Annotated in this window: 26 protein-coding genes and 1 tRNA gene; 7 read left to right on the forward strand and 20 right to left on the reverse strand. The window is 68.4% G+C overall.

All coding sequences use genetic code 11. From position 1 onward, the window contains the following. Positions 1–242: 242 nt before the first annotated feature. The 3 genes from MKD50_RS17405 to aptA form a co-directional block, all read right to left on the reverse strand. Positions 243–593: a VOC family protein gene (locus tag MKD50_RS17405; RefSeq protein WP_252667933.1), complete on the reverse strand. Its 351-nt coding sequence runs from the start codon at positions 591–593 to the stop codon at positions 243–245. A gap of 16 nt (positions 594–609) precedes the next feature. After that, positions 610–2127 carry a CoA-acylating methylmalonate-semialdehyde dehydrogenase gene (locus MKD50_RS17410; protein WP_371925364.1) on the reverse strand — a complete coding sequence of 506 codons (1518 nt, stop codon included), beginning with the start codon at positions 2125–2127 and terminating at the stop codon, positions 610–612. 120 nt (positions 2128–2247) lie between these two features. Continuing rightward, complete coding sequence (aptA, locus tag MKD50_RS17415) at positions 2248–3579, reverse strand: omega-aminotransferase AptA (protein ID WP_115705577.1); 1332 nt, start codon at positions 3577–3579, stop codon at positions 2248–2250. 324 nt (positions 3580–3903) lie between these two features. Here aptA and MKD50_RS17420 point away from each other — a divergent pair, with 324 nt between their 5' ends. Next, on the forward strand, positions 3904–5364 hold the full coding sequence (locus tag MKD50_RS17420) for an aminotransferase-like domain-containing protein (protein ID WP_240073542.1): 1461 nt from the start codon (positions 3904–3906) through the stop codon (positions 5362–5364). A gap of 27 nt (positions 5365–5391) precedes the next feature. Here the strand turns inward: MKD50_RS17420 and MKD50_RS17425 are convergent, their stop codons facing one another. After that, positions 5392–5613, reverse strand: coding sequence for a hypothetical protein (locus MKD50_RS17425; protein WP_252667935.1), 222 nt, complete (start codon positions 5611–5613; stop codon positions 5392–5394). Between the two features lie 159 nt (positions 5614–5772). Between MKD50_RS17425 and dmeF the strand changes: the two genes are divergently transcribed. Further along, positions 5773–6738: a CDF family Co(II)/Ni(II) efflux transporter DmeF gene (gene dmeF / locus MKD50_RS17430; RefSeq protein ID WP_252667937.1), complete on the forward strand. Its 966-nt coding sequence runs from the start codon at positions 5773–5775 to the stop codon at positions 6736–6738. Positions 6739–6808: 70 nt separating this feature from the next. Here dmeF and MKD50_RS17435 read toward each other — a convergent pair whose 3' ends face one another. The 5 genes from MKD50_RS17435 to MKD50_RS17455 form a co-directional block, all read right to left on the reverse strand. Further along, on the reverse strand, positions 6809–7252 hold the full coding sequence (locus MKD50_RS17435; RefSeq protein WP_115705573.1) for a GNAT family N-acetyltransferase: 444 nt from the start codon (positions 7250–7252) through the stop codon (positions 6809–6811). Positions 7253–7568: 316 nt separating this feature from the next. Then, a tRNA-Cys gene (locus tag MKD50_RS17440) sits at positions 7569–7643 on the reverse strand. A gap of 96 nt (positions 7644–7739) precedes the next feature. Then, positions 7740–8219: a bacterioferritin gene (gene bfr / locus MKD50_RS17445; protein ID WP_012351549.1), complete on the reverse strand. Its 480-nt coding sequence runs from the start codon at positions 8217–8219 to the stop codon at positions 7740–7742. 160 nt (positions 8220–8379) lie between these two features. Next, a complete protein-coding gene (locus MKD50_RS17450) occupies positions 8380–8523 on the reverse strand; it encodes a hypothetical protein (protein WP_240073536.1) in 144 nt (47 codons plus the stop codon). A 9-nt stretch (positions 8524–8532) separates the two neighbouring features. Next, positions 8533–9525 (reverse strand): Bug family tripartite tricarboxylate transporter substrate binding protein, encoded by a 993-nt coding sequence (locus MKD50_RS17455; RefSeq protein WP_240073534.1) that lies wholly within the window; start codon positions 9523–9525, stop codon positions 8533–8535. Positions 9526–9629: 104 nt separating this feature from the next. Between MKD50_RS17455 and MKD50_RS17460 the strand changes: the two genes are divergently transcribed. After that, complete coding sequence (locus tag MKD50_RS17460) at positions 9630–10577, forward strand: LysR family transcriptional regulator (RefSeq protein WP_115705569.1); 948 nt, start codon at positions 9630–9632, stop codon at positions 10575–10577. Positions 10578–10598: 21 nt separating this feature from the next. Here MKD50_RS17460 and MKD50_RS17465 read toward each other — a convergent pair whose 3' ends face one another. Both MKD50_RS17465 and MKD50_RS17470 read right to left on the reverse strand, forming a co-directional pair. Next, positions 10599–11918, reverse strand: coding sequence for an MFS transporter (locus tag MKD50_RS17465; protein WP_240073530.1), 1320 nt, complete (start codon positions 11916–11918; stop codon positions 10599–10601). 53 nt (positions 11919–11971) lie between these two features. Beyond that, entirely contained in the window at positions 11972–12193 is a 222-nt protein-coding gene (locus MKD50_RS17470) for a hypothetical protein (protein WP_240073528.1), read from the reverse strand. Between the two features lie 159 nt (positions 12194–12352). On the opposite strand from MKD50_RS17470, the gene MKD50_RS17475 reads away from it, so the two are divergent. Beyond that, complete coding sequence (locus tag MKD50_RS17475) at positions 12353–12988, forward strand: TetR/AcrR family transcriptional regulator (protein WP_240073526.1); 636 nt, start codon at positions 12353–12355, stop codon at positions 12986–12988. A 95-nt stretch (positions 12989–13083) separates the two neighbouring features. Here the strand turns inward: MKD50_RS17475 and glmS are convergent, their stop codons facing one another. Both glmS and glmU read right to left on the reverse strand, forming a co-directional pair. After that, on the reverse strand, positions 13084–14922 hold the full coding sequence (gene glmS / locus MKD50_RS17480; protein ID WP_252667939.1) for a glutamine--fructose-6-phosphate transaminase (isomerizing): 1839 nt from the start codon (positions 14920–14922) through the stop codon (positions 13084–13086). A gap of 89 nt (positions 14923–15011) precedes the next feature. Next, positions 15012–16376, reverse strand: coding sequence for a bifunctional UDP-N-acetylglucosamine diphosphorylase/glucosamine-1-phosphate N-acetyltransferase GlmU (glmU, locus tag MKD50_RS17485; protein WP_240073524.1), 1365 nt, complete (start codon positions 16374–16376; stop codon positions 15012–15014). Between the two features lie 302 nt (positions 16377–16678). Between glmU and MKD50_RS17490 the strand changes: the two genes are divergently transcribed. Further along, positions 16679–17506 carry a DUF6279 family lipoprotein gene (locus MKD50_RS17490; RefSeq protein WP_172582595.1) on the forward strand — a complete coding sequence of 276 codons (828 nt, stop codon included), beginning with the start codon at positions 16679–16681 and terminating at the stop codon, positions 17504–17506. A gap of 69 nt (positions 17507–17575) precedes the next feature. Here MKD50_RS17490 and ttcA read toward each other — a convergent pair whose 3' ends face one another. The 3 genes from ttcA to MKD50_RS17505 form a co-directional block, all read right to left on the reverse strand. Further along, the gene (gene ttcA, locus MKD50_RS17495; RefSeq protein WP_252667941.1) at positions 17576–18502 is read right to left on the reverse strand and encodes a tRNA 2-thiocytidine(32) synthetase TtcA; all 927 of its coding nucleotides are present in this window, start codon (positions 18500–18502) and stop codon (positions 17576–17578) included. Positions 18503–18611: 109 nt separating this feature from the next. Then, the gene (locus tag MKD50_RS17500; RefSeq protein WP_252667943.1) at positions 18612–19013 is read right to left on the reverse strand and encodes a dihydroneopterin aldolase; all 402 of its coding nucleotides are present in this window, start codon (positions 19011–19013) and stop codon (positions 18612–18614) included. A gap of 70 nt (positions 19014–19083) precedes the next feature. After that, the gene (locus tag MKD50_RS17505; protein ID WP_240073522.1) at positions 19084–19929 is read right to left on the reverse strand and encodes an SDR family oxidoreductase; all 846 of its coding nucleotides are present in this window, start codon (positions 19927–19929) and stop codon (positions 19084–19086) included. A gap of 15 nt (positions 19930–19944) precedes the next feature. On the opposite strand from MKD50_RS17505, the gene MKD50_RS17510 reads away from it, so the two are divergent. Next, complete coding sequence (locus MKD50_RS17510) at positions 19945–21156, forward strand: class I SAM-dependent methyltransferase (RefSeq protein ID WP_252667944.1); 1212 nt, start codon at positions 19945–19947, stop codon at positions 21154–21156. Positions 21157–21172: 16 nt separating this feature from the next. Then, complete coding sequence (locus MKD50_RS17515) at positions 21173–21367, forward strand: DUF2905 domain-containing protein (protein ID WP_240073518.1); 195 nt, start codon at positions 21173–21175, stop codon at positions 21365–21367. Positions 21368–21392: 25 nt separating this feature from the next. On the opposite strand, the gene MKD50_RS17520 is transcribed toward MKD50_RS17515, so the two are convergent. The 4 genes from MKD50_RS17520 to MKD50_RS17535 all read right to left on the reverse strand — a co-directional run bounded on the left by MKD50_RS17520 (position 21393) and on the right by MKD50_RS17535 (position 26692). Beyond that, positions 21393–22643 (reverse strand): multifunctional CCA addition/repair protein, encoded by a 1251-nt coding sequence (locus MKD50_RS17520; RefSeq protein WP_252667945.1) that lies wholly within the window; start codon positions 22641–22643, stop codon positions 21393–21395. A gap of 63 nt (positions 22644–22706) precedes the next feature. Then, positions 22707–23405: a glutathione S-transferase family protein gene (locus MKD50_RS17525; protein WP_252667946.1), complete on the reverse strand. Its 699-nt coding sequence runs from the start codon at positions 23403–23405 to the stop codon at positions 22707–22709. 188 nt (positions 23406–23593) lie between these two features. Further along, on the reverse strand, positions 23594–24616 hold the full coding sequence (locus MKD50_RS17530; RefSeq protein WP_115705546.1) for a complex I NDUFA9 subunit family protein: 1023 nt from the start codon (positions 24614–24616) through the stop codon (positions 23594–23596). A gap of 123 nt (positions 24617–24739) precedes the next feature. After that, positions 24740–26692 (reverse strand): lytic transglycosylase domain-containing protein, encoded by a 1953-nt coding sequence (locus tag MKD50_RS17535; RefSeq protein ID WP_115705544.1) that lies wholly within the window; start codon positions 26690–26692, stop codon positions 24740–24742. Positions 26693–26784: the final 92 nt, after the last annotated feature.

A 26784-nucleotide genomic window follows, 5' to 3' on the forward strand; every position in this document is an offset into this window, starting at 1 on the left:
TTTTTTCAGGCCGTCATCGCGCGCGACGGCCAGCATCGCGTCGATGTCCTTGGTGCGGAACAAGCTCATTCAGACTCCTGCAACGGTAGCCGGGCCCGTGGCGGTAACGTGCGGGTCCGGAAAAAAGGGCGCTAGTGTACGCCGCTGGCCGGGCGCATGCATCACTTGCATCCGGCCAGCGCATTGCAGGAATGATAGGAAAGCCTTGCCTGCCTGGCACTGACGGCAGGCAAGGCGCGCGCTCAGGCGTGCGCGAGGATGTTGACCAGTTGCCCGAACGGGTCGCGCACGAAGAAGCGGCGCACGCCCCACGGCTCGTCGGCCGGGCCGTATTCCACGGCAAAGCCGGCGGCCACCATGCGGCGGTGGGCCTCGTCGACATCGTCGACCTCGATCGACAGCGCCGGCACGGGCGTGCCGTTGCCGCCTTCCACGGCAAAGCTGACCTGGGTCCGCGCCGCGGCATCGCTGCCGTAGGTGCGGATCCAGCCGTGGTCCATCAGCAGTTCCAGGCCCAGCACCTCCTGGTAGAAGGCGCGCGCCTGGCCGGGATCGGCGGTGCCGATGTTGGCGACGATGCGGTTGACCTTCATGCTCGCGCTCCGCTGGTTACTTCGCCACCGGCATGGTGAACTCGGCGCCCTTGGCGATCGAGTCCGGCCAGCGCTGCATCACGCTCTTGTAGCGCGTGTAGAAGCGCACGCCCTCTGCGCCATAGGCATGGTGGTCGCCGAACAGCGAGCGCTTCCAGCCGCCGAACGAATGCCACGCCATCGGCACCGGGATCGGCACGTTGATGCCGACCATGCCGACCTGGATCTGCCGCGCGAACGCGCGCGCGATGCCGCCGTCGCTGGTGTAGCAGGACACGCCGTTGCCGTATTCGTGCGCGTTGATCAGCGCCACCGCCTCGGCAAAGTCATGCACCCGCACCACCGACAGCACCGGGCCGAAGATCTCTTCCTTGTAGATCGTCATCTCCGGCGTGACATGGTCGAACAGCGTGCCGCCGACATAGAAGCCGTTCTCGTGCCCGTCGACCCGGTGGCCGCGGCCATCGGTCACCAGCGTCGCGCCTTCGGCCACGCCCGTGGCGATATAGCCTTCGACCTTGGCCTTGTGCGCGCCGGTCACCAGCGGCCCCATCTCGGCATCGGCCTCCATGCCGTTGCGGATCTTCAGCGCACGGGCGCGTTCGGCCAGGCGCGGCACCAGCTGGTCGGCCACCTCGCCGACCGCCACCGCCACCGAGATCGCCATGCAGCGCTCGCCGGCCGAGCCATAGGCCGCGCCGATCAGCGCATCCACGGCCTGGTCCAGGTCCGCATCGGGCATCACCACCAGGTGGTTCTTGGCCCCGCCCAGGGCCTGCACGCGCTTGCCGTGTTTCGTGCCTTCGGTGTAGATGTACTCGGCGATCGGGGTCGAGCCGACGAACGACAGCGCCTGCACGTCCGGATGCGCCAGCAGCGCGTCGACCGCCTCCTTGTCGCCCTGCACCACGTTGAACACGCCATCGGGCAGGCCGGCCTGGCGCAGCAGGTCGGCAATCAGCAGGCTGGGCGACGGGTCGCGCTCGGACGGCTTGAGCACGAAGGTATTGCCGCATGCCAGCGCCACCGGGAACATCCACATCGGCACCATCACCGGGAAGTTGAACGGCGTGATGCCGGCCACCACGCCCAGCGGCTGGCGCAGGTTCCAGTTGTCGATGCCGCCGCCGATGTTGTCGGTGAAATCGGTCTTGAGCAGGTTGGGGATGCCGCAGGCGAACTCCACCACCTCGATGCCGCGCGTGACCTCGCCCTTCGCATCCGAGAACACCTTGCCGTGCTCGCGCGTGATCAGCGCGGCGAGGTCGTCGTGGTGCTGGTCCAGCAGTTCCTTGAACTTGAACAGGATGCGCGCGCGGCGCAGCGGCGGAGTGTCGGCCCACGCCGGGAAGGCGGCCTTGGCGGCGGCGACGGCATCGGCCACGTCCTGCGCGGTGCCGAGCGCGACGCGCGCGGCAACTTCGCCGGTGGCGGGGTTGAATACATCCGCCTGGCGCTGGCCGCCGGCGCGGCGCACGGTGCCGCCGATGAAATGATGGACTTCGGCCAGTTGCCGGTTTTCTGCGATGCTCACTTGGGATTTCCTTCGAGGGCCGGGGCGCGCGCATGGCGTGCCCCGGCGTGCAATCAGGGAGGCCGGGCCCGCGGGCCCGGCGGCAATGGGAGGCGGCGCGGGCCGCTTGCTCGATGTCCCTTACTTGATGTCCTGCAGCGCCTTCTTCACGGTATCGAACATCTCGCCGATCTGCGCTTCGGAGATGATCAGCGGCGGCGAGAACGCCAGGATGTCGCCGGTGTAGCGCACCAGCACGCCCAGCTCCAGGCACTTGAGGAAGGCCTCGTAGGCGCGCGCGCCAGGCTGGCCCGGACGCGACTCCAGCTCGATGCCCGCCACCAGCCCGTAGTTGCGGATGTCCTTTACGTGCGGCGCGCCGCGTACGCCGTGCGCCGCGGCTTCGAATACCGGCGCCAGCTCGGCGGCGCGGCCGAACAGGTTCTCGCGCTGGTACAGGTCCAGCGTGGCGATGGTGGCCGCCGCGGCAACCGGGTGGCCCGAATAGGTATAGCCGTGCAGCAGCTCGATCGTGCCCGGCGCGGCCGAATTGACCACGGCGTCATGCACCTCGCGGCGCACCGCGACGGCGCCCATCGGCACCGCGGCGTTGTTGATCGCCTTGGCCATGGTGATCAGGTCCGGCGTCACCTTGAAGCGCTCGGCCGCGGTGGCCGCGCCGAGGCGGCCGAAGGCGGTGATGACTTCGTCGAAGATCAGCAGGATGCCGTGGCGGCTGGTGATTTCGCGCAGCTTTTCCAGGTAGCCGACCGGCGGCACCAGCACGCCGGCGGAGCCCGCCAGCGGTTCGACGATCACCGCGGCGACGTTGGCCGGGTCATGCAGGGCGAGGATGCGCTCGAGCTCGTCGGCCAGATGCGCGCCCCATTGCGGCTGGCCCTTGGAAAAGGCGGCCTCGGCCAGGTTGAACGTGGCCGGCAGGTGATCGGTGCCGGGCATCAGGTTGGCCGAGAAGGCCTTGCGGTTCGGCCCGATGCCGCCCACCGCCATGCCGCCGAAGCCGACGCCATGGTAGCCGCGCTCGCGGCCGATAAAGCGCGTGCGCTGGCCTTCGCCGCGCGCGCGGTGGTAGGCCAGCGCGATCTTCAGCGCGGTGTCGACCGACTCCGAACCCGAGTTGGTGAAGAAGATGCGGTCCAGCCCCTGCGGCATGATCGCCGCCACCTTGGTGGCGGCTTCGAACGACAGCGGATGGCCCATCTGGAACGGCGGCGCATAGTCCAGCGTGGCCGCCTGGCGTGCCACCGCCTCGGCGATTTCCTTGCGGCAATGGCCGGCCGCCACGCACCACAGGCCGGCGCAGCCGTCCAGGATCTGGCGGCCGTCGTGGGTGGTGTAGTACATGCCGCTGGCCGACGCCAGCAGGCGCGGCGCCGCCTTGTACTGGCGGTTGGCGGTGAAGGGCATCCACAGCGCATCGAGATCGGGAATCACGGTCTTGGCGGCGTCCATACGTCCTCCTAGGGGAAATCGGGTCGGTTGGGGGCGGCGCGCCGGCTGGCGGCGCGGCAATGAGGGCCACTCTACCGGCGGCGACTGGCCGACAAAATATACAGTCCGGACAACCACGCCTTACCGTACAGTTTGATCACGCCTGACCGTACAGGCAAGCGGCACACCGGCACCGCACCCCGGACGATCTCGCCGCGCGCCGCCCGTGCCGCGGCACGGCATTGCACGCTGCAGCGCGGCAATGTTCGCGTGACGTAATGCCTGGGTCCGCGCGTCGGCCGGCAGCCGCTAAACTGTACAGGTCCACGCCTGCCCGAGTGCCTGATGCTCACCCTGAACCTGACCCGCAGCCGCCGCGACGGCGACACCCTGACCGAGCAGATCGTCGCCGGCATCGCCGCGCTGGTGGAGCAGCGCGCGCTGCGTCCCGGCACGGCGCTGCCGTCGGTGCGGCGCTTTGCCCAGCACCACCACGTCAGCACCTTTACCGTGGCCGAGGCCTACGGACGGCTGACCGCGCTCGGTTACCTCGCCGCGCGCCCCGGCTCCGGCTACACCGTGGCGCACCGCCATGCGCCGGCCGGCCATGCGCGCGCGCCGCAATGGGAAGCGCCGGGGCTGAATGCCGCATGGCTGCTGTCGGACGTGTTTGCCGACCATTCGGTCCCGATCAAGGCCGGCGCGGGCTGGCTGCCAGGCGACTGGCTCAACGAGGAAGGCCTGCACCAGGCCATGCGCGCGTCGGCGCGCGTGCCGGCGGCGCAACTGTCGGGCTACGGTCATCCGTACGGCTTCGCGCCGCTGCGCGAGCACATTGCCGCGGGGCTGGGCCAGTACGGCATCCCCTTGCAGGCGCAGCAGGTGGTGCTGACCCAGGGCGCAACGCAGGCGCTGGACCTGGTGGTGCGCACGCTGCTGCGTGCCGGCGATACCGTGCTGGTGGAATCGCCCTGCTACTGCAACCTGCTGCAGATCCTGCGGCTGGCCGGGCTGCGCGTGGTCGGCGTGCCGCGCACGGCGGCGGGGCTGGACACCGACGCGCTCGAGGACGCGCTGCGCGCCCACGCCCCGCGCGCGCTGTTCATCAACACCGTGCTGCAGAACCCGACCGGCGCCAGCCTGACCAGCATGAACGCCTTCCGCGTGCTGCAACTGGCAGAGCAGCACCGGCTGCTGGTGGTGGAGGACGATATCTACCGCGAGCTGGCGCCGGCGGGCTCGCCGATGCTGGCGGCCATGGACGGGCTGTCGCAGGTGGTCTATGTCAACGGCTTTTCCAAGACCATCACACCGTCGCTGCGGGTCGGCTACCTGGCCGCCAGCCCGGACCTGGCCAAGGCCTTTGCGCGCACCAAGATGGCTGTCGGCCTGACCTCATCGGAGGTGACGGAGCGGCTGGTGTATTCGGTGCTGACCAGCGGCCACTATGGCCGCCATGTGGCGGCATTGTCCGAACGGCTGCGTGCGCAGCAGGACCGCGTCACGGAAAAGATGGAGGCCCACGGGCTGGAGGTGCTGCTGCGCCCGGAAGGCGGGATGTTCGCGTGGGCGCGCCTGAACGATGCGGTGCAGGCGCGGTGGCTGGCCAGTCGCCGCGGCGGTCCGCTGCTCGGCAACCGCCTTGCCACGCTGGCACTGGAGCATGGCATCTGGCTGGCGCCCGGATCGTATTTCGAGCCGGACGAAACCGACTCGCCGTGGATCCGCTTCAACGTGGCCACCGGCGACGCGCCGCAGTTGTGGCAGTTCTTTGACAGCCTGGCGCAGGCGCGGCAGGCGGCTTGAGGCCGAGGCAGGCGGCCTGGCCGGCGCTCAGCTCCAGAGACGCTCGACCAGCCAGCCGGCGGTGGCGCAAACGCCTACCCAGGCGGCAAGACAGGTGGCAATAAAGCGATAGCTCATCTCGATACGGTCAACAAAGATATGACGGGGACGTGAATTTTTCGCTGGATCATACATCCATTCATGAATGTATGTAAGCTTAGGAAAAGATTCTTTACGACTGGCGCGGGTATCCTGTTGCGCATAAGGCACACGCGCACCATACCGCCCCGCCGTTCCCTGATGCCACCCAAGCCCGCCCCCGACGGCGTCGGGGAATGCCGCGGCATGCGCGCGGGTCTCTGCTACCCTTGGGTCAGCCCGACCCGCCAGACGATTCACCAGCATTTCAAGCGCAACGCACGTATTCCCATGCATACCCAAGACCTGTCCGCCTGGACCCACAGCCACGCCTTCGACGCGGGCAACCGCGCCGCCGAACGCGGCACGCGCCTGGTGATGGTGATCACCGCCATCACCATGGTGGCGGAAATCGCCGCCGGGCTCTGGTTCAACTCGATGGCGCTGCTGGCCGATGGCTGGCATATGAGCTCGCACGCGCTGGCCATCGGCCTGTCAGCTTTTGCCTACGCGGCCGCGCGCCGCTACGCCGGCGACTGGCGCTTTGCCTTCGGCACCTGGAAGATAGAAGTGCTGGCGGGCTTCGCCAGCGCGGTGTTTTTGCTGGGCATTGCCGCGCTGATGGCGGCGGGCTCGGTCGAGCGCCTGTTCATGCCGCAGGCGATCCACTATCGCGAAGCGATGGCCGTGACCGCGCTCGGGCTGCTGGTCAACCTCGGCTGCGCGCTGATCCTCGGCGGCCATGCGCATGGGCATGACCACGGCCATGACCACGGTCACCATCACGGCCACGACCATCATCATCACCACCATGACCTCAACCTCCGCGCTGCCTATGTGCACGTGCTGGCCGATGCCGCGACTTCAGTGCTGGCGATCGTCGCGCTCGCCGGCGGCTGGTGGCTGGGCTGGAGCTGGCTCGATCCGGTGATGGGGCTGGTGGGCGCGGTACTGGTCGGTCGCTGGGCCATCGGCCTGATGCGCCAGAGCGGCACGGTGCTGCTGGACCGCGAGATGGACCACCCGGTGGTGGACGAGGTGCGCGAGGTGCTGGCCGGCCTCGATCACGGCGACGAAAGCACTCGCGTATCCGACCTGCATGTATGGCGCGTGGGCCGGCAGCACTTTGCCTGCATCGTCTGCCTGGTCACGCATGACGGCGCGCTGACGCCGCAGCGCGTGCGCGAGGCGCTGTCGGTGCACGAGGAACTGGTGCACGTAACGGTGGAGATCAGCCGCTGCGATGGCGATCACTGACGACCACTGAGACGATCACTGAGACGATCACTGAGGCGAGCGCAGCGGCTCGCCATCGGCTTGCGGAGGATCAGCTCAGCTCGCACCACATGCACAGCGGCGGCGTGTCCGCGGCGCGGTGGAATTCGCTCGATGCCATGACTTCGGACGGCAGCTTCGCGGCCGGCACCAGCGTAAAGCCGTAGCGCGCGAAATAGCTGGGACAGCTGGAAGCGAGCAGCACTGCGCGCCGTGCGCCGTTGGCGCGGGCCCGCATCAACGCGGCACGCACCACATGGGTGGCCACGCCCTGGTCACGGTGTTCGGGCAGCACGGCCACGGAACGGATCACCACGGTGTCGCCGCAGCGCTCACCGGCGGCGCAGCCGATGATCTGCGTGCCGAGGACGGCAACGTGGAAATGCTCGAGCAGCCGCGGCACGCCGTCCAGCGGCAGGCCACACCGTTCCAGCACCTCGCCCACGGCGGGAGCGTCGGTCGGCACGGCCGCGCGGATGCGCAGGTCTTTCATCATCTGGAGCCTCTGTTTTTCACACTGCCTCGCGAAGGGAAACGCCATGGAAGCCCGTACATGGCGGTGCCGCCAACTGGCGGCACGGATTGCACGCAGGCCGACGGGCCTGTCGGGCAACATTACCCGATTCGCTGTCGCTAATCCATTGGGGATAAACGGGTGTCCGGAACCGTTGCGGCATACCGGTCAGGGCGCGTGCGGCACAGCCCGCCGCCTTCATGGCGCAGGCCCATGACAGGCGCGTGAAAAAAGGAAAGCGGAGCGATCGCGCGCGACTGCGCAGGTGCGCCGGGCGCAATGCGCCCAGGCAGGAAGATGGAGGCGGGGATCCGGAATCGAACCGTCGTACACGGCTTTGCAGGCCGTTGCATAACCACTCTGCCACCCCGCCGCTGACCTCGCGCCGGAGCGGCGCGACGTGCTGCGGGCCGCAGTGTAGCGGGAAATGGAAATCTTTGCAGGAGCGCGCGCGGCGCGCCGCGCCGGCTCAGTCCTCTACCCCGCCCATGGCGGACTGGATGTAGTTCTGCAAGCCGACCTTGCGCACCAGCTCCAGCTGCGCCTCGAGCCAGTCGATATGTTCCTCGGTGTCCTCGAGGATATCGACCACCAGCTGGCGCGAGACATAATCGCCGACCGATTCGAAATACTTGATCGCATCCTTGCAGCTGGCCTGCGACACCAGCTCCAGCTTCAGGTCGCAGCCGAGCATTTCTTCGGTGTTCTCGCCGACCAGCAGCTTGTCGAGGTCCTGCAGGTTGGGCAAGCCATCGAGCAGCAGGATGCGCTCGATCAGCTTGTCGGCGTGCTTCATTTCCTCGATCGATTCGTCATACTCGTGCTTGCCCAGCGCGCGCAGCCCCCAGTGCCGATACATGCGGGCATGCAGGAAATACTGGTTGATGGCAGTCAGCTCATGCCGCAGCTGCGCGTTCAGCAACTGGATCACCTTCTTGTCAGTCTTCATGGCAGCCCCCAATGCCCCTGTGACAGGCACATGCGATGTCGCCATGGCACGACCACAGCAACGCCACGGCGAATGCGCCGCGTGACTTCATGGTAGTCCCGCATAAGCGGACATCAAGCAATCCCGGCCCGCGCCGCGGCGTTCTTGCCGCATGGATTCTCTATTTCCTGACTTGCTTGCGGATGCGAATGCCAATGGTTTCTATTCGGTTTTCGTAAGCGCCCCGCACGGCATCAATAAAATAAAAAAATAAAAAAGCGGGCGCCGGGCTCTTTGCCGCGGCGCCCGCCATGGGGGTTGCCATCGTTTCAGTTCAGTCCAGCTTCGCGCCCGAATCCGCCACCAGCGTCTTCAGCACCGGCCAGTCGCGCGCATAGAGCGCCTGCGCCTCGCCCGGTGTACTGCCCACGGTGCGCAGCCCGAGCGTGACCATGCGCTCCTGCATCTCCGGGGTCTGCAGGATGGCACGCACCTCGCTCTCGAGCCGGACCAGGATCGGTGCGGGCACGCCCACCGGCGCCACCAGCCCGATCCAGCCGACGGTCTTGAAGGCGCTGTCCTGCATGCCGGCCTCGGCGAAGGTGGGCATCTCGGGCAACGCGCTGCTGCGCTGCGTGCCGGTCACCGCCAGCGCCTTGAGCTTGCCGCTCTGGATGTAGGGCTTGGCGGTGAGGATGCTGGCGAAGCCAAACTGCACCTGGCCGCCGAGCAGGTCCTGCAGCATCGGCGCCTCGCCCTTGTAGGGCACGTGCGTGGCCTGGCCGCGCACCAGCTTGCTGTAGTAGGCGCCGCTCAAATGCGACAGCGAGCCCACGCCCCACGAGGCATAGCTAAGCTTGCCCGGCCGGCTGCGCGCATATTCGCCCAGCTCGCGCACCGTGCGCGCCGGCACCGACGGATGGGTCACCAGCACCAGCTGCGCGTCGGCCAGCACGCTGATCATGCTCAGGTCCTTGCGCGGGTCGTAGGGCAGCTTCTGGAACAGGAACTGGTTGGTCAGCACCGACTGCGTCAGCGTCATCAGCAGCGTGTAGCCATCCGGCGCGGCCTTGGCCACGGCATCGGTGCCGATGATGCCGGAGGCGCCGGCCTTGTTGTCGACCACCACCGGCTGGCCCAGCCGCTTGCTCAGCTTTTCGCCCATGGCGCGGGCGATGGTGTCGGTGCCGCCGCCGGCCACATAGGGCACGACGATGCGGATGGGTTTGGCGGGGTAGGCCTGGGCCGCGGCCGGCAGGGCCGCGCCGAGCGAGAGCCCGGCGACCAGGCCGCCTGTGGCCAGCGTCAGCCATGCGCGTCGGTTCATGTTGTCTCCAGATCGGTTTTGATTTTGGAGGACAACCTTAGTGGGCTTGAGAACTTACGTCCAATGCAATATTTTTCAGTTTTTGATGCGCAAATGATTAATTCATGGGCTTGAGGCAGTTGCATCACTTCGTCACGCTGGTCGAACAAGGCAGCTTTGCGCGCGCCGCGGCCGCGCTGCACTTGTCGCAGCCGGCGCTGACGCGCAGCATCCAGGCGCTGGAAGCCGAGCTGGGCACGTTGATCGACCGCAGCTACGGCAAGGTGCGGCCCACCGCCGCCGGCATGCTGGCGCTGGCGCGCGCGCGTCGCATGCTGCGCGAGCAGCGCGAGCTGCGGCGCGACCTGCAACTGCTGGAAGACGTGGAGATCGGCACGATCCGCGCCGGCTTCGGGCCGTTCGCGGCCTCGTTCCTGCTGGACCCGGTGCTGGAGGCGCTGGTGCGCCGCTATCCGCGGCTGCGCATCGACCTCGAGACCGCCGACACGGCTGCCATGCGGCGCTCGCTCGAAGCCGAGCAGCTCGACATCTTTGTCGGCGAAAGCCGCAGCCTGGCGGAACTGGCGCACCTGCAGATCGACCGGCTGCCGGCACTGGAAACGGCATTCTTCGTGCGCAGCGGCCATCCGCTGACACGGCAGCGCCAGGTCACCCTGGCCGACCTGCGCGCCTACCCGGTGGCGGGAACCCGGCTGCCGCCGCATATCGTGCGCTTCTTCCGCCAGGCCCTGCACGAGGCCAGCGGCGGCAGCGGCCCGCTGCCCCAGGACGAGCCCGGGCTGATGACCGTCACCTGCAACGACATGCATGCGCTGCGCGCGCTGCTGCTCGCGGTCGATGCCGTGGCCCTGGTGCCGGTGGCGATGATGGCCGAGGCGTGCGCACAGCGCCTGGCCGTGGTCTTGCCGATGCACCCAACCACCGCGCTGAAGGCGCAGTACGGCATCGTCACGCTGGCCGGGCGCACGCCGTCGCCGGCCATGCGCGTGTTCGCGGCACTGGTGCATGAAGCGGTGGCGCAGACCAGCGCCGGCTCCGGGCCGGTGCGATAGGCGTGGCGCGTTGCGAGGCGTTCAGCCCGCAGCCACCGCGGCTTGTCCGGCCTCGCCGCCCGTTGGCAGCCGCGCGGCCATGCGCTGGCGCGAGCGCTCGGGGTTGACCACGCACAGCCCGGCCAGCGCCGCCGCCACCATCAGGGCGCCGCACAGCGCCAGCCCCAGTTCAAAGCCACGTGCGCCGGGCGCGTTCTGCACCAGCACGCCCGTCACCAGCGGCGCCAGCACGCCGGCGACCGACGACACCGAGGCATCGATCGCCAGCACCGCGCCGCGCTGCCCGGCCGGCACCACCTCGGCCAGCATCGCCGGGCCAAGCGAATAGATCGCCGGCGCGCACACGCAGCCCAGCACCAGCAGCCCCACGCGCATGGCAGGCGTGGTGCCTGGCCACAGCAGCAACAGGAAGAAGCCGCCCGCCAGCAGCAGCATGCCCGCCGAGACCCGGCCGCGCGCCAGCCGCGACGACACCCCGCGTGCCAGCAGCCGTTCCGAGCACCACGCGATCGCGATCGTCAGCGGCAGGTTGGTGCCGACGATCAGCGCGAACAGCTTGCCGCTGACGGCATGGTCGAAGCCCAGGCCGCTTTGCAGGTAGGCCGGGATCCAGGTCAGGCACAGCGCCAGGCCCCAGTACGCCGCCAGCCGCAAGGCAAAGCAGCCCAGCACGGTGGGATCGCTCAGCAGCACGCGATAGGGCAGCCGCTGCGGCGCGCCGGGGCCCGCGGCGCCTGCGGCACCATGGCCGGCCGGGCGTTCGTCGAGCGCGCCTTCGCGCCCGAGCGCGATCCACGCCACCGCCCACACCACGCCCAGCACCGCCAGCAGGTAGAAGTTGGTGCGCCAGCCCCAGTGCGCGGCCACCGCCGGGATCAGCAGCCCGGCCAGCACGATGCCGATGCCGGCGCCCTGCGTCAGCACCGCCACCGGCAGGTTGCGCCGGTTGTTCGGAAACCACTTGTAGCAGGCGTGGATCGCCACTGGCGCGGCCGGCCCTTCCATGAAACCGAGCAGCACGCGCGACACGATCAGCACCGCCAGGCTCGACGACAGCGCGATCGGGATCTGGCACAGCGACCACGCCAGCGCCATCACGATCAGCAGCCGCGAGGTGGGCGTGCGGTTGGCCAGGAAGCCGCCCAGTACGCCGGACACCGCGAACAGCCAGAAGAAGCTGCTGCCGACCAGGCCGAACTGCGCCGGCGTCAGCCCCAGCTCCGCCATCATCGGCGCGGCCAGCAGGCCCACCACCATCTTGTCCATGGCGTTGACCACCAGGAAAAAGAACAACAGCACTGCGGTCAGCCACGCGCGGCGCGGCTGGTAGGTTGGATTCATGCGTGCCTCCCGGAAGTATGGGGATGCCCGCCGCTGCAGGCATCGGGGTTCATTCATTGACGCGCCGTGCCGACGCCGTTGCGTCCGTCGCCGCCGATATAGCCGAACAGGTTGGCGGTGACATTGCACATCCAGACCTTGTCCGACAGGCGTTTCTCCACCTCGCGCTTGGGCATCTGGTTCGTTTGCCAGGCGGTCTGGCTGGCGCCGCCCGACAGGCGGCGCAGGCCGGCCAGCAGGCTGGCTTCCGCGTCGGGGGGCGTGGATGTGCGCATCGGTCTCCGGGCAGTTCCCGCATGGTGGCGGCACCGCTGAATTAATAATCTTGATTATGTTTTTGGCGAGTATGGTGGCCTGATACAGTTCATGACATCAGTAAAAACACGGACAAACAGGGGCACGCGGAATCACTGCCGCAACCGATCGGGGTCGTCATGAAAAAAAAGCTGAGCGCGCTGGAAGGCCACGCCGGCTATGCCGCGCCGCGTTATGCGAGCGGGCTGCGCACCACCCACCGGCTGTTCGAGGCCGGCCGGCGGCTGCTGCGCGAGCGCACGCTGGAACAGGTGTCCATCCAGGAGATCTGTGCCCGCGCCGGCGTCACCACCGGCGCGTTCTACAGCCGCTTCGACGGCAAGGACAGCTACTTCAAGGCGCTGCAGGCGCTGGCGCTGGCCACGCTGCGCGAAGCCATGGCGGCGCGCCTGGCACAGCTGGACAATGCGCCGACGACGCTGGAAGACGCGGTGCGCACCATGGCGCGCGACAGCCGAATCTGGGCCTGCCGCAATGAAGGCGTGCTGCGCGCCTCGCTGGTGGTGCGCGCCATCACCGGCGAAGACCCGATCCGGCAGCTCAACCGCCAGTACATGGTCGACCTGGCATCGCGCCTGGCGCGCTTGCATCCGGCCGGCCCGTCGCCCGAGCTGGAACTGCGCATCCGCTTCGCCCACCAGGCGCTGGCCGGCACGCTGCTGTATGCGCTGATCAACCGCGAAAGCATCTACGCGCTGTCGGACCGCCGGCTGGACCAGGAAATGGCGCGGGCGTTCCTGCGGTCGGTGGCGTAGCGTCAGTCAAGTCCAGGCCACAATGGAAAAGAGGCCCCGCAGGGCCTCTTCGCAACTGGCAGATGGCAGCCGGCATCGCGCCGGCTTCGCCCGCCTTACTCCACCGTCACCGACTTCGCCAGGTTGCGCGGCTTGTCCACGTCGGTGCCGCGCGCGCACGCCGTGTGGTACGCCAGCAGCTGCAGCGGCACCACGTGCAGGATCGGCGAGAGGTCGCCGTAGTGCTCGGGCATGCGGATCACCTGGATGCCGTCGGACGACTGGATCTGCGTATCGCTGTCGGCGAACACGTACAGGCGGCCGCCGCGGGCGCGCACTTCCTGGATGTTGGACTTGAGCTTCTCCAGCAGCGCGTCGTTGGGCGCAACGGTGACCACCGGCATGGCTTCGGTGACCAGCGCCAGCGGGCCGTGCTTGAGTTCGCCGGCCGGGTAGGCCTCGGCGTGGATATACGAGATTTCCTTGAGCTTGAGCGCCCCCTCCATCGCGATCGGGTAATGCAGGCCGCGGCCGAGGAACAGTGCGTTCTCGCGGCGGGCGAAGTCTTCGGACCAGGCAATGATCTGCGGCTCCAGCGCCAGCACGCCGTGCAGCGCGGCCGGCAGGTGGCGCAGGTTGGTCAGGGCCTGGGCCTCGGCCTCTTCGGTGAGCAGGCCGCGGGTCTTGGCCAGCGACAGCGTCAACATGTAGAGCGCCGCCAGCTGCGTGGTGAAGGCCTTGGTCGAGGCCACGCCGATCTCGGTGCCGGCGCGGGTCAGGAAGCGCAGTTCGGTCTCGCGCACCATCGCGCTGGTGGCGACGTTGCAGACCGCCAGCGTATGGACGTGGCCGAGCGCGCGCGCATGGCGCAGTGCCGCCATGGTGTCGGCGGTTTCGCCCGATTGCGAGATCACCACCACCAGCGCGCGCGGGTTGGGCACGGTGTCGCGGTAGCGGTATTCGCTGGCGACCTCGACCTGGGTCAGGATCCTGGCGATGCTTTCGAGCCAGTATTTGGCGGTGCAGCCGGAATAGTAGCTGGTGCCGCAGGCCAGGATCAGCACGCTGTCGATGCCGGCGAAGACCTCTGCCGCGTTGTCGCCGAACAGGTCCGGCGACAGGCCTTCGACACCTTCGAGCGTGTCGCCCAGCGCGCGCGGCTGCTCGAAGATTTCCTTCTGCATGAAGTGGCGGTACGGGCCCAGGTCCACCGAGGCGGCATGGGCTTCGACCACGCGCGCTTCGCGCTCGACCGCGTGATCGTTGACGTCATGGATGGTCACGCCGTCCAGCGTGATCTCGACCACATCGCCCTCTTCCAGGTAGATGATGCGGTTGGCGGTGCCGGCCACGGCCAGCGCGTCGGACGCCAGGAAGGACTCGTTCTCGCCCAGCGCCACCACCAGCGGCGAGCCAGCGCGCGCGCCGACCACGCGCCCGGGCTGGTCCTTGGCGAACACCGCGATGGCGTAGGCGCCGTGCAGGCGCTTGGTGACCGCGCGCACCGAGGCAAACAGGTCGCCGCGGGTGGCGCTGCTGGGATAGCTGTAGGCCTGGTGGATCAGGTGGGCGACCACCTCGGTATCGGTCTGCGACTCGAAGCCGTAGCCGACCGCGCGCAGTTCTTCGCGCAGCGGCTCGTAGTTCTCGATGATGCCGTTGTGCACCAGCGCGATGGTCTCGCCCGACAGGTGCGGGTGGGCGTTGACGGTGTCGGGCTTGCCGTGCGTGGCCCAGCGCGTATGCGCCACGCCGGTGAAGCCGGACAGGCCGGACGCCTGCGTCTGCGCGTCGAGGTCGGCGACGCGCGACACGGTGCGCGCGCGCTCGACCGCATCGTCGCGCACGACGGCGACGCCGCACGAGTCATAGCCGCGATACTCGAGGCGGCGCAGCCCTTCGATCAGGACCGGAACGATGTTGCGCGTGGAAACCGCGCCGACGATGCCACACATGCTGAACCCCCGTTTGCTGGCGCCTGCCCTCTGGCCACTGGCGCCGGTATGAATCCTGTGGCGCCGCCTGGTGCCGGCGGCGCTGGTGCTTACTGCTTCGGCTGCTTGACCGGACGCTGCCAGGCGTCGATGGTCAGTTGCTTGGCCCGCGACAGCGTCAGCTTGTCGGCCGGGGCTTCCTTGGTGAGCGTGGTGCCGGCGCCCAGCGTGGCGCCTCGGCGCACCGTCACCGGCGCCACCAGCTGCGTGTCGGAGCCGATGAAGACATCGTCCTCGATCACGGTGCGGTGCTTGTTCACCCCGTCATAGTTGCAGGTGATGGTACCCGCGCCAATATTGACGCGCGACCCCACCGTGGCGTCGCCCACATAAGCCAGGTGGTTGGCCTTGCTGTGTGCCGCCACCTGTGCATTCTTGACCTCGACGAAGTTGCCGATATGCACGTCCTCGCCCAGCTCGGTGCCGGGGCGCAGGCGTGCGTACGGCCCGATGCGGCCGGCGGGCCCGATCCTGGCCTCGTCGATATGGCAGAACGGGTGCACCTGCGCGCCCGCGCCGACGGTGCTGTTGCGGACCACGCAATGGGCGCCGATGCGCACGCCGTCCTCCAAATGCACACGGCCCTCGAACACGCAGCCGACGTCGATGGTGACATCGCGCCCGCAGGTAAGCTCGCCGCGCACATCGATGCGGGCCGGGTCCAGCAGCGTCACGCCGGCCTCGAGCAGGCGCCGGGCCTGGTTGCTTTGGTGGATGCGCTCGACCTCGGCCAGCTGCAGCTTGCTGTTGACACCCAGCGTCTCCCACACCGCGGCGGGCTGGGACGAGACCGTCTCGACGCCGTCGGCGACGGCACGCTCGACGGTGTCGGTCAGGTAGTACTCGCCCTGGGCATTGTCGTTGCGCAGCGTCGACAACCACTTGCGCAGGTGGCCGGTCGGGCACACGATGATGCCGGTGTTGATTTCGCGGATGGCCTTCTCGGCTTCGCTTGCGTCCTTTTGCTCGACGATGCGGACGATGCTGCCCGCCGCGTCGCGCACGATGCGGCCATAGCCGGTCGGGTCGGGCATCTCCACGGTGAGCACGCCAAAGCGCTGGGCGCCGGCCTCGGCCACCAGTGCCTGCAGCGTCGCCGTGCTGGTGAGCGGCACGTCACCGTAGAGAACCAACGTAGGCTGGTTGTCGTCCAACAAGGGAAGTGCCTGCATCACCGCATGGCCCGTGCCCAGTTGCTGGGCCTGCTCGGCGAAGGCGACATCGTCAGCGGCAACTGCCTCGCGCACGCGCGCGGCGCCGTGGCCGACCACGACCACCAGCCGCGACGGCGACAGTGCACGAGCCGTATCCAGGACGTGCGCGAGCATGGGCCGCCCGGCTACCGGGTGCAGCACCTTGGGCAAATCGGAATACATCCGCTTGCCCATGCCCGCGGCGAGAATGACGATATTCACAAGGAGACCCCTAAGTGAGTGTGTCCGAAAATATTCTGGAAAACGCCGGCCGGATATTGGGTCCGGTGTTTGGCAAAGGGCGCCGCCGGGGCTGGCAAAAGCTTGCCGCCAGGCCTGCGCATCTTCCCGCAAACCCTTGCCAGGACTTGGCTGGCGGGCAGCGAGCGGGCCCGGTTCCAATGCGCGGCGATTTTAACATGGCGCTTTCTGCCCAACCGACCGAGGTTTCCGAATTTCACAATTGCTGGGCCCGGCGCATTTTGGTGATTGTGGGCGCCGCGGCCCTGTGCGCGTGCAGCGCCATGAAGCTCGGTTACCAGCAGGGCGACCGCCTGGCGTATTGGTGGGTCGACAATTATGTCGACGTGACCGCGGCCCAGGAGCCGCTTACGCGCGAGGCCATCGCACGCTTCTTTGCCTGGCACCGCAAGGCGCAGCTGCCGGAAATCGCCAGCCTGCTGGAAGAGGCCAAGGCCGACGTGCGCCAGCCGGTCACGCCGGCGAAGGTCGCGCACTTCCAGGACGCCTCGCAGGAACTGGCGCGCCGATCGTTCGAGCAGGCCATGCCCGACATGGCCGACCTGCTGCTGACGCTGACGCCCGACCAGATCGCGCGCATGGAAAAGAAGTTCGCCGAGGGCAACGCCAAGTACCGCAAGAAATTCCTCAACGCGGACCCGGCCGAGCGCGAGGAAGCGCGCTTCGACAAGGTGATGGAGTACGCCCGCCTGGTCTACGGCGGCTTCTCCCCCGAGCAGGAGAAGGCGATCCGCGTCAAGGTCGGCCCGGTGGTGCAGAACGCCGAGGCGCGCTATGCCGAGCGCGTCGCGCGCCAGCAGGAATGGATCAAGATGGTGCGCTTCGTGCAGGCCACGCAGCCGCCCAAGGCACAGGTGATCGACCTGCTGCGCCGCTTCCGCGAATACTGGCAGAACCCGCCGGCCCGGCACGCCGCCAGCCACGAAGCCAGCAACAGCGCCGGCATCGCGCTCACGGTGGCGATCGCCAACCTGACCACGCCGCAGCAGAAGGCGCACGCGCAGGATCGCTTCCAGAAGTGGATCGACGACACGCATGCCCTGATGCGCGAGAAGTCGCACCCGCCCGTGCAGTCGGCGGCGGCAAACTGAACCCGCATGCCGCCGCGATGAAAAACGCCCGCGCGAGCGGGCGTTCTGTCATCCGGCCGCCGCAACGGCTTACTGCGTGCCGGCCGGCTCCCCCGCCGGGGTGCGCTCGAAGCGCACGAACTCCATGCGGTTTTCGTCGAGGCTGCCGGCAAAGGTCAGCGGCTGCTGCTGGAACGTGGTCTCGCCGAACAGCGAGGCCTCGTCCACCTTGGCCAGGCCCGTCGCCAGCCCGGTGAACGGGAACAGTTCGGTATCCGCCAGGTGCGACGGCACCACGTTGCGCAGCGCCGAGAAGATATTGTCGATACGGCCCGGGTTCTGCCGCTCCCACTCCTGCAGCATCTCGCTGACCTTCTTGCGCTGCAGGTTTTCCTGCGAGCCGCACAGGTTGCACGGGATGATCGGGAATTCCATCGCGCGTGCGTACGACGCGATGTCCTTCTCCGAGCAGTACGCCAGCGGGCGGATCACGATATGCGCGCCGTCGTCGGTGGCCAGCTTGGGCGGCATCGCCTTCATCTTGCCGCCGAAGAACATGTTCAGGAAGAAGGTGTTGACGATGTCGTCGCGGTGATGGCCCAGCGCGATCTTGTTGGCACCCAGCTCCTTGGCGGTGCGGTAGATCACGCCGCGGCGCAGGCGCGAGCACAGCGAGCAGGTGGTCTTGCCCTCGGGCACCTTCTCCTTGACGATCGAGTAGGTGTCCGCCTCGACGATCACATATTCCACGCCGACCGACTTCAGGTACTCGGGCAGGATGTGTTCCGGGAAACCGGGCTGCTTCTGGTCCAGGTTCATCGCGATCAGCTTGAACTTGATGGGCGCGCGCTTCTGCAGCGCCATCAGGACCGACAGCATGGTGTACGAGTCCTTGCCGCCACTCATGCAGACCAGCACGGTGTCGCCGTCCTCGATCATGCCGAAGTCGCCGATGGCTTTGCCGGTGTGCGATTGCAGCCTCGTCTCGAGGCGATAGAAGTTGTTCGAGTGGCTCATGGAGCATCCTGTTGCGTGGCGCCCGCCGGATGGAATGGCCGGCGCGGCGCGAAGGGGCAACATTCTACTTTAGGCGCCCGCGCGCTGCAGCGGGCACCGGCAGCGCCGCTCAGGCCTGCTTGATATGGAACACCTCGACCCCGACCGAATCGCAATCCGGATACACGTCTGGCTTTTCGGTCGACACGCGCACCGCGCGCACCTTGGGATGCTTCAGCATGGCGCGCGCGACGTCGTCGCACAGCGTTTCCTGCAGGTGCACATGGCCCTGCGCCATGCGCGCCGCGACGGTGTTGCGCATGAAGTCGTAGTCGACCACTTCGACGAGCTTGTCGGCCTGCGGCGTGCATTCCTCCAGCGGCACGAACAGGTCGATATTGATCAGCACGCGCTGCTCGCCCTTCTTCTCGAATTCGTGCACGCCGATATTGATCTGCACTTCGTAGTTGCGCAGGAACATGCGTCGGCAGTCCTGCAGGCTGGGGTGGGAAAGGGCGGCGAGCATGGTCATGGGCGGGAAACGAAAAGGGGAAGTGTAAGGCGGGGGTGCCACGCCGGTCAGGCGCGGCCGATGATGCAGGTCATTCGGTCAGGAACATCACGTCGCGCGCCAGCGGCATCAGGTGCTGGCCGCCGTCGACGTACAGCGTGGTGCCGGTTACGGCGCGCGCCTGCGCCAGGTAGGCCACCGCCTGGGCGATGTCCTCGGGCGTGGACGACTGGCCCAGCGGCGTCACGCGATGCGCGCGGCGGAAGCTCTGTTCCGACTGCTCGCCCGACACCAGCGTGATGCCGGGGGCCACGCCCACCACGCGCAGGCGCGGCGCCAGCGCCTGCGCCAACTGCACCGTGGCAGTCTGCAGCGCAGCCTTGGACAGCGTGTACGAGAGGAAGTCCGGGTTCAGGTTGTCGAGCTTCTGGTCGAGCAGGTTGATCACCACGCCGCGCGGCTCGGCGGCCTTGCCGGCGCCCTCCGGGCCCGCGGCGGCGGCCAGCGCCTTGTGCAGTTCGCGCGCCAGCAGCAGCGGCGCGGCCACGTTGGTGCGCATATGCGTATCGAGCGACGCATACGAAAAACTCGTTGCCACGTCGTACTGGAACAGCGAGGCATTGTTGACCAGGCAGGTCGGCACGCCCAGCGCGGCGGTGCAGTCGGCCACCAGCCGGCTGGTGGCGGCCTCGTCGGCCAGGTCGGCGCGCAGCACCGCGGCGCGGCGGCCGAGCGCGCGGATCTGCGTGGCGAGGGCTTCGGCCTCGTCGACCGAGCGATGGCAGTGCACGGCCACGTCCCAGCCCTGGGCCGCCAGTTCCAGCGCGATGGCGCGGCCCAGGCGGCGCGCGCCGCCGGTCACGAGGGCCACGCCGCGGGCGGCGGGCTGGCCAGCCTTGTCGCCAGCGTGGCTGGCGGAAGTATCGGTTGCGGGCATTGCTACAATCGCAGGATGCAGAAAGCCGCTAGTTTACCCCTTCCCCCCGCCGACGCGCAGGCCGCTTCCGATACCCTTACGGCCCGTATTGGCGAATCGATCGACGCCGCCGGCGGCTGGATCGGCTTTGACCGCTACATGGCGCTGGCGCTGTACGCGCCCGGCCTGGGCTATTACAGCGGCGGCTCGGCCAAGTTCGGCCGCGATGCCCGCGACGGCAGCGACTTCATCACCGCCCCCGAGCTCAGCCCGTTCTTTGCCCGCACGCTGGCACGCCAGTTCGCGCCGTTGCTGGCCCAGGGGCTGCCGCGCCTGCTGGAGTTCGGCGCCGGCACCGGCCGGCTGGCGGCGGACCTGCTGCTGGGGCTGGAACAGGAAGGCCAATTGCCCGACACCTACGCCATCGTCGAACTGTCGGGCGAGCTGCGCGCGCGCCAGGAGGACACGCTGGCCCGGCGCGCGCCGCACCTGGCGGAGCGCGTCACCTGGCTCGATACGCTGCCGGCCGCCTTCGAAGGCGTGATCGTCGGCAATGAAGTGCTGGATGCGATGCCGGTGCAGCTGTTTGCGCGCCGCGACGGCGGCTGGCATGAGCGTGGCGTGGCGCGCGCCGCGCCGCAGGCCGTTGGCGAAGCGCCCGCGTTCCGCTTCGAGGACCGGCCGCTGGCCGATGCCGACGTGCCGGCGGCGCTGCGCGCCATGCCCGGCGCCCACGACGTGGTCACCGAGACCCATGCCGAGGCCGAGGGCTTCACGCGCGCAGTCGGCGCCATGCTGGCGCGCGGCGCGGCCTTCTTCATCGACTACGGCTTCCCCGGCGGCGAGTACTACCACCCGCAGCGCGCCGGCGGCACGCTGATGTGCCACTACCGCCATCATGCGCACCCCGATCCGTTCCTGTACCCCGGCTTGCAGGACATCACCGCGCACGTCAACTTCAGCGGCATCGCGCACGCGGCGGTAGAGTCAGGGCTCACCGTGGCGGGCTTTGCCTCGCAGGCGCGCTTCCTGATGAACGCCGGCATCACCGACCTGCTGATGGCGCTGGACCCGTCCGACGCGCGCGCCTTCCTGCCGCAGGCCAATGCGGTGCAGAAGCTGCTGTCCGAAGCCGAGATGGGCGAACTGTTCAAGGTGATCGCGCTCACGCGCGGGCTCGACCGCGGACTGGAAGGCAGCGAGCCGCTGGCCGGCTTTGCCCGCGGCGACCGCTGCCACGCCCTGTAACGGCACCGGAGCCGCGATGCTGCGCTGGACCCTGACCATCTTCCTGAGCGTGATCATCCTGTCCGCGGCGCTGCCCTGGCTGCAGAAGGTCGGGCTGGGCCGGCTGCCCGGCGACGTGCGCTTGCGCGTGTTCGGGCGCGAATTCGTGCTGCCGTTCGCGTCGACGATCCTGATTTCGTTGATTGCGCTGGTGATCGGCAAGCTGCTGTAGGGCCTGCGGCCGCCTGCGGGCCGGCTCAGGCGCCGTCCGGCTGCACCCCGAGCCGCTGCGCCACCGCCTCCACCCGCGCGGCATGGACCCGGTCCTTGATCTGCGCCACATTGTCGGCGCAGGCACGCGCGATGGCGCCCGCATCGATGGACGCCGCGGCCTCGCGCGCCGCCAGCAGGCGTGCCGCCTGCGGGTATTCACTGTGCTCGAAGCCCTTGCGCCCACGCTTGTCGGCCTCGCAGGCTTGCAGCGCCTGGGCGAAGCGCGCGGGCTTGCGCAGCGCATCGCAGCGCTCCAGCAGCCGCACCACGGCGGCGGCGCCGAACTCCAGCGAGCGGTGGATGTTGCCGTGCTCGCGCGCCACCACCAGTGCCAGGTCGCGGCATTCGTTGGGCACGCGCAGGCGCGTGCAGACCTGTTCCAGCAGCCTGACGCTGCGCAGCTCGTGGCCGATATGGCGTGGCAGCACGTCTTCGGGCGTGGTGCCCTTGCCCAGGTCATGCACCAGCGCGGCAAAGCGCACCGGCAGCGGCGCATCCAGCGCCGCGGCGCAGTCGATCACCATCATCACGTGCACGCCGGTATCGACCTCGGGGTGAAAGTCGGCGCGCTGCGGCACGCCCCACAGCCGCTCCAGCTCGGGCAGCAGCCGCGCCAGCGCGCCGCATTCGCGCAGCACCTCGAACATGCGCGACGGCCGTGCCTCCATCAGCCCGCGCGCCAGTTCCTGCCACACGCGCTCGGGCACCAGCGCATCGACCTCGCCCGCGGCGACCATCTCGCGCATCAGCCGCATGGTCTCGGCGGCGACGTTGAAGTCGTGGAAGCGCGCGGCGAAGCGCGCCAGCCGCAGGATGCGCACCGGATCTTCGGCAAAGGCATCGGAGACATGGCGGAACAGGCGCGCGGCCAGGTCGCGCTGGCCGCCATGCGGATCGATCACGGGCCCGGTCAGGTTGCCGTCGGCATCCACCGCGCGCGCCATCGCGTTGATGGTCAGGTCGCGCCGGACCAGGTCGTCTTCCAGCGTGACATCGGGCTCGCAGTAGAAGGCAAAGCCCTTGTAGCCCATCGCAGTCTTGCGCTCGGTGCGGGCCAGCGCGTACTCCTCCTGCGTGCGCGGATGCAGGAACACCGGAAAATCCTTGCCCACCGGGCGATAGCCGGCGGCTTCCATCTCGGCCGGGGTCGCGCCGACGACCACGTAGTCGCGGTCCTGGCTGGGCTTGCCCAGCAGTTCATCGCGGATCGCGCCGCCCACGGCATACACCTGCATGGTTGTGGCCTTTTCATGCGCCGGCACGGGTCAACCGGTAGCGGCCCGGCGCCGGCGCTATTGCTAGTGGCTGACGATTATCGCATCGGCACGGTCCGGGGCCAGCCGGTACGGCTCGTCGTCGGCCAGGAAATCGCGTTCCTCGCGCGCGCCGGCAATCCATTGCTGCATCGCCGGCAGTGCCAGCATGAAGTCCGCATAGGCCTTGGCGTCTGCGCGGTCGTCCGGCAGGTGGATGCCGTAGGTGGCGAAGCGGCTCACCACCGGCGCATAGAACGCGTCGGCGACGGTGAAGGTGCCGAACAGGAACGGCCCGCGCGCCGCATGCTGCTTGCGCAGCCCGTCCCAGATCGCGGCGATGCGCTCCACCTCGCGCTGCACCGCCACGTTCCAGCCGCGCCCGGGCAGCACCGCGGTCACGTTCATCGGCAACTGGTTGCGCACGTTGGTGAAGCCGGAATGCATCTCGGCGCAGATCGCGCGCGCGACCGCGCGCTCGGCCGGGTCGGCCGGCCACAACTGCTGGTCGGGGAAGCGCTCGGCCAGGTATTCGGAGATCGCCAGCGAATCCCACACGGTGACATCGCCGTCGACCAGCACCGGCACCTTGCCCGCGGGCGAGTAGCGGGCGATCTCGGCAGCGAAGCTGCCGGTGAACAGGCGCACCTGCACTTCCTCGAAATCAATGCCGGCCTGGCGCAGCAGCAGCCAGGGACGTAGCGACCAGGAGGAATAGTTCTTGTTGCCGATGACGAGCTTCATCGTGAGGTCCTTGGGGGAGGAAACGGAGGGGAGAGACGGCACGGACGCGGGCCGCAAGCCACGCCCCGCAGCCCGCGGGACGGCGTGGCAGCCGCGCGCCGGACCAGTCATTTTGCCAGCGCGGCCGCCCGCGTCAAAGTGAATTGCGCTCGCAACCGATATGAAATCCGGTCACATGGGCCGCGGCCTCAGCGGTGCACGCTGGCGCGCATGTGGGTCAGCGCGGCATCGCGGTTGCGCCCGGACAGCGCGTCGGTCATCACCGCCTCGAGATGCACGGGATTCAGGTTCAGCTCCGGCGCCAGCGGGCGCTGCAGCACATTGTCGAGCTGCATCGAATCCAGGTTGTCGCGCGACAGCAGCGGCTCGCCCGGCATATGCTCCATGACCGCGGCCTGCACCCGCGCCAGCGCATCGGGCAGCGCGATCACCGGGCGCGGATGGCCCGAGGCGCGCCCGGCAAAGCGCACCAGTTCCTCCAGCGTATAGACCTGCGGCCCGCCCAGCTCATAACCATGGCCGATGGTGGCCGGATTCACCATGGCGTTCAGGTAGGCCTGCACCACGTCCTGCACGAACACCGGCTGGAAGCGCGCATGGGCGCACGCCAGCGGCACGACCGGCGCCAGCTGCTGCATATGGGCGAACAGGTTGAGGAAATGGTCGTCAGGGCCGAACACCACCGAGGGCCGGAAAATGGTCCAGTCGAGCCCGCTGGCGCGCACGATGCGCTCGCCGTCGCCCTTGCTGCGCAGGTACATCGACGGTCCATTGCTGTCGGCGCCGAGCGCGCTCATATGCAACAGCCGGCGCACGCCGGTGGACAGGCAAGATGCCACGATCTGCCGCACCAGTTCCACATGCGCGCTGGCAAAGGCCTCGCCGTAGGGATCGGCGCGCTCGCCGTGCAGCACGCCCACCAGGTTGACGACGATGCCGTCGACGCCGAGCGAGCCGATCGCATCGTCGAGCGCGGCATTGTCAGCCAGGCCCAGCTCCACCACCTCGACGCGCGGCAGCAGCAGCAGGTGCTGCGCATGCTCGACATTGCGCGTGCCGACCACGATGCGGTCCGGGGCAATGGGGGAATCGGGATTGGCGCCGGGCTCCAGCGGCGCGCCCGAGGCCGAGGCGGCGCCGGCCAGGCGCGAGACGAGATGGCTGCCGATGAAGCCGGCGCCACCGATGACGAGGACGTTGCTGGTCTGCATGTTGCCTCCGTGCCAGGAAAGAAGCACGCCGCGGCACCCGCGCCAGCCCGGGCCTGCGGCGCTACGCCGGCAGGCCCGTCGTGCCCGCCCCGTGCCGGGGCAGGCGGACCAGAACAGACGACTTCACGGCAGGCTGGTGGTGGTCACCGCCGACGGCGTGACCGTGCCCAGGCGCGACTTCAGCGACTGCGGCCGGCCACTCATCAATGCAGCATAGTACGTAGCGTTGGAAAGCACATTCTTCACATAGCCGCGCGTTTCATTGAACGGGATGGTCTCTGCAAAGATCGCGCCTTCCACCGGCCGCACCAGCGTGCTGCGCCAGGCCTTGGGCCGGCCCGGGCCAGCGTTGTAGGCGGCCGAAGCCAGCGTCCACGAGCTGTCCAGATCGGTCAGCACCATGTTCAGGTAGTTGGTGCCAAGCTGGATGTTGATGGTGGGATCGCCCATCATCGACGGCGAAAAGTCGTTCATGCCGATCTTGCGCGCCACGTATTTTGCCGTGGCCGGCATCACCTGCATCAGGCCATGCGCCCCCGCCGACGAGCGCGCATTCATGATGAAGCGCGATTCCTGGCGGATCAGGCCGTACACCCATGCCATGTCCAGGCCAACCTCGTCGGTGGCGCGCTGCATGATGTCGCGGTACGGCATCAGGAAGCGTAGCGCGAAGTCATGCTCGTTGCGGGTGCGGTCGGCCGAGTTGACGGTGCGGTCGAGCAGCTCCAGGCGGCGCGCATATTCGGCGGCGGCCAGCAGCTCGCGATCGCTCATGTTGCGCAGCTCCCAGTTCCACTCGCGGTTGCCCTCGAAGCGCAGGTTCATGGCGTAGAACTTCTGCGCGCGCTGAAAACCGGGGCGCGCGCGCATCGCCATGGCTTCGGCGTCGCTGACGGTGGTGCGCGGCGGCAGCGTGATGCGGTTGCCCAGTTCTTCGCTGGCAAGCTGGCCGTAGAAGTTGAACTGCCCGGCAATCTGCTGGAAGTTCTGCTGGGCCTCGGTGTCGCGGCCGTCGGCCTTGAGCGCGCGGCCGTACCAGTAGATCCAGGCGGGATCCTTGGCGCGCAGTTCCGGGCGCATCAGCTCGACCGCCTGGCGCACCTGCTTCCAGTCGCCCTGGCGCAGCGCGGCGCGCACGCGCCATTCCTGGGTGTCATCGGACAGCCACTGGTTGCCGCCCAGATCCATCTGGCGGCGGTAATAGCCGGCCGCCTCGGGCAGCAGCTTCTTGGCCGCGAACTGGCCGATCACTCCCCACGCCGCACCCTGCTCGTCGCGCGACAGCGTGCCCTGGGCCGTGGCCAGGTAGGCCGCCGCCTGCGACGGGTCGGATCGCGCCATCTTGACGATGGTGGCAAGGGTATCGCCATCCAGGCGCGCGTCGGGGATCAGCGCGGCAATCTTGCCGGCCAGCGTGACGTAGTTCTGCTCCAGCGCCAGCCGCGCCTGGAAGGCCACGTCGCTGCGCTGGATCTGCTGGCTCTGGACCAGATAGCCGATCAGGTCGACGCAGCCTTCGCCGTAGTACCTGGGGTCGCTCAGCACGTTGCGCGCATCGGCGGCGACGTTCTGGCCCTTGAGCGCACGCGACAGCAGCGCATAGCACTCGACCTGGGTATCGTCCTTGAGCGCGAACTGCGGGTATTCGACATCGAAATTGGCCCAGTCGCGCTTCTTGCCCAGCACCAGCAGCCAGTCATTGCGCATGCGGTCGGCAATCGCGTCGCCCTTGTAGCGCTGCAGGAACACGCGCACCTGGTCGTCCGGCGCATCGATGCGGGCCAGGCCGCTGGCGTCGAACAGCTGCGGCTTGATGCGGAAGTACTCGACATAGGACGGCACCGGGTAGTCCACCAGCGTGGCCGAGATCGCGTAGGCGCGTTCGACGTCGTTCTTGCGCGCGGCTTCGCGCAGCGCGGTGAAGGCCTCGTCGGGATCGCTGGGGATCACCGTCGAGGGTGCGCGCGTGACCGCCTGCGGGCGCTTCTGCGCGTGGACGGGCGTGACAAGCAATGCACATGCAAGCGCGATCCAGGCGGCCCGCCCTGCACGCTGCAGATATACTCCCTTCAGCATTCTTCTTCCTTGTCGATGACGGCGGCGCCTCGTGCCTGCACCGTGTGCCGAAAACCGCGGCGCCGCCATCCGTGTTGGTTCGGACGAGGGCA

It is taken from the genome of Cupriavidus mimosae, assembly GCF_023952485.1.
Taxonomy (GTDB): Bacteria; Pseudomonadota; Gammaproteobacteria; order Burkholderiales; family Burkholderiaceae; genus Cupriavidus; species Cupriavidus taiwanensis_C.

Coding starts and splice junctions, on each gene's coding strand:
- ttcA (WP_252667941.1), bottom strand. CDS start 18,502: ATGAGCCACTCGAACAACTTCTATCGCCTCGAGACGAGGCTGCAATCG.
- MKD50_RS17505 (WP_240073522.1), bottom strand. CDS start 19,929: ATGCCCGCAACCGATACTTCCGCCAGCCACGCTGGCGACAAGGCTGGC.
- glmS (WP_252667939.1), bottom strand. CDS start 14,922: ATGTGTGGCATCGTCGGCGCGGTTTCCACGCGCAACATCGTTCCGGTC.
- aptA (WP_115705577.1), bottom strand. CDS start 3,579: ATGGACGCCGCCAAGACCGTGATTCCCGATCTCGATGCGCTGTGGATG.
- MKD50_RS17510 (WP_252667944.1), top strand. CDS start 19,945: ATGCAGAAAGCCGCTAGTTTACCCCTTCCCCCCGCCGACGCGCAGGCC.
- MKD50_RS17535 (WP_115705544.1), bottom strand. CDS start 26,692: ATGCTGAAGGGAGTATATCTGCAGCGTGCAGGGCGGGCCGCCTGGATC.
- MKD50_RS17405 (WP_252667933.1), bottom strand. CDS start 593: ATGAAGGTCAACCGCATCGTCGCCAACATCGGCACCGCCGATCCCGGC.
- MKD50_RS17470 (WP_240073528.1), bottom strand. CDS start 12,193: ATGCGCACATCCACGCCCCCCGACGCGGAAGCCAGCCTGCTGGCCGGC.
- dmeF (WP_252667937.1), top strand. CDS start 5,773: ATGCATACCCAAGACCTGTCCGCCTGGACCCACAGCCACGCCTTCGAC.
- MKD50_RS17455 (WP_240073534.1), bottom strand. CDS start 9,525: ATGAACCGACGCGCATGGCTGACGCTGGCCACAGGCGGCCTGGTCGCC.
- MKD50_RS17520 (WP_252667945.1), bottom strand. CDS start 22,643: ATGCAGGTGTATGCCGTGGGCGGCGCGATCCGCGATGAACTGCTGGGC.
- MKD50_RS17460 (WP_115705569.1), top strand. CDS start 9,630: ATGGGCTTGAGGCAGTTGCATCACTTCGTCACGCTGGTCGAACAAGGC.
- MKD50_RS17450 (WP_240073536.1), bottom strand. CDS start 8,523: ATGGCAACCCCCATGGCGGGCGCCGCGGCAAAGAGCCCGGCGCCCGCT.
- MKD50_RS17475 (WP_240073526.1), top strand. CDS start 12,353: ATGAAAAAAAAGCTGAGCGCGCTGGAAGGCCACGCCGGCTATGCCGCG.
- MKD50_RS17525 (WP_252667946.1), bottom strand. CDS start 23,405: ATGAAGCTCGTCATCGGCAACAAGAACTATTCCTCCTGGTCGCTACGT.
- MKD50_RS17515 (WP_240073518.1), top strand. CDS start 21,173: ATGCTGCGCTGGACCCTGACCATCTTCCTGAGCGTGATCATCCTGTCC.
- MKD50_RS17435 (WP_115705573.1), bottom strand. CDS start 7,252: ATGATGAAAGACCTGCGCATCCGCGCGGCCGTGCCGACCGACGCTCCC.
- MKD50_RS17490 (WP_172582595.1), top strand. CDS start 16,679: ATGAAGCTCGGTTACCAGCAGGGCGACCGCCTGGCGTATTGGTGGGTC.
- MKD50_RS17530 (WP_115705546.1), bottom strand. CDS start 24,616: ATGCAGACCAGCAACGTCCTCGTCATCGGTGGCGCCGGCTTCATCGGC.
- MKD50_RS17465 (WP_240073530.1), bottom strand. CDS start 11,918: ATGAATCCAACCTACCAGCCGCGCCGCGCGTGGCTGACCGCAGTGCTG.
- bfr (WP_012351549.1), bottom strand. CDS start 8,219: ATGAAGACTGACAAGAAGGTGATCCAGTTGCTGAACGCGCAGCTGCGG.
- MKD50_RS17420 (WP_240073542.1), top strand. CDS start 3,904: ATGCTCACCCTGAACCTGACCCGCAGCCGCCGCGACGGCGACACCCTG.
- MKD50_RS17500 (WP_252667943.1), bottom strand. CDS start 19,013: ATGACCATGCTCGCCGCCCTTTCCCACCCCAGCCTGCAGGACTGCCGA.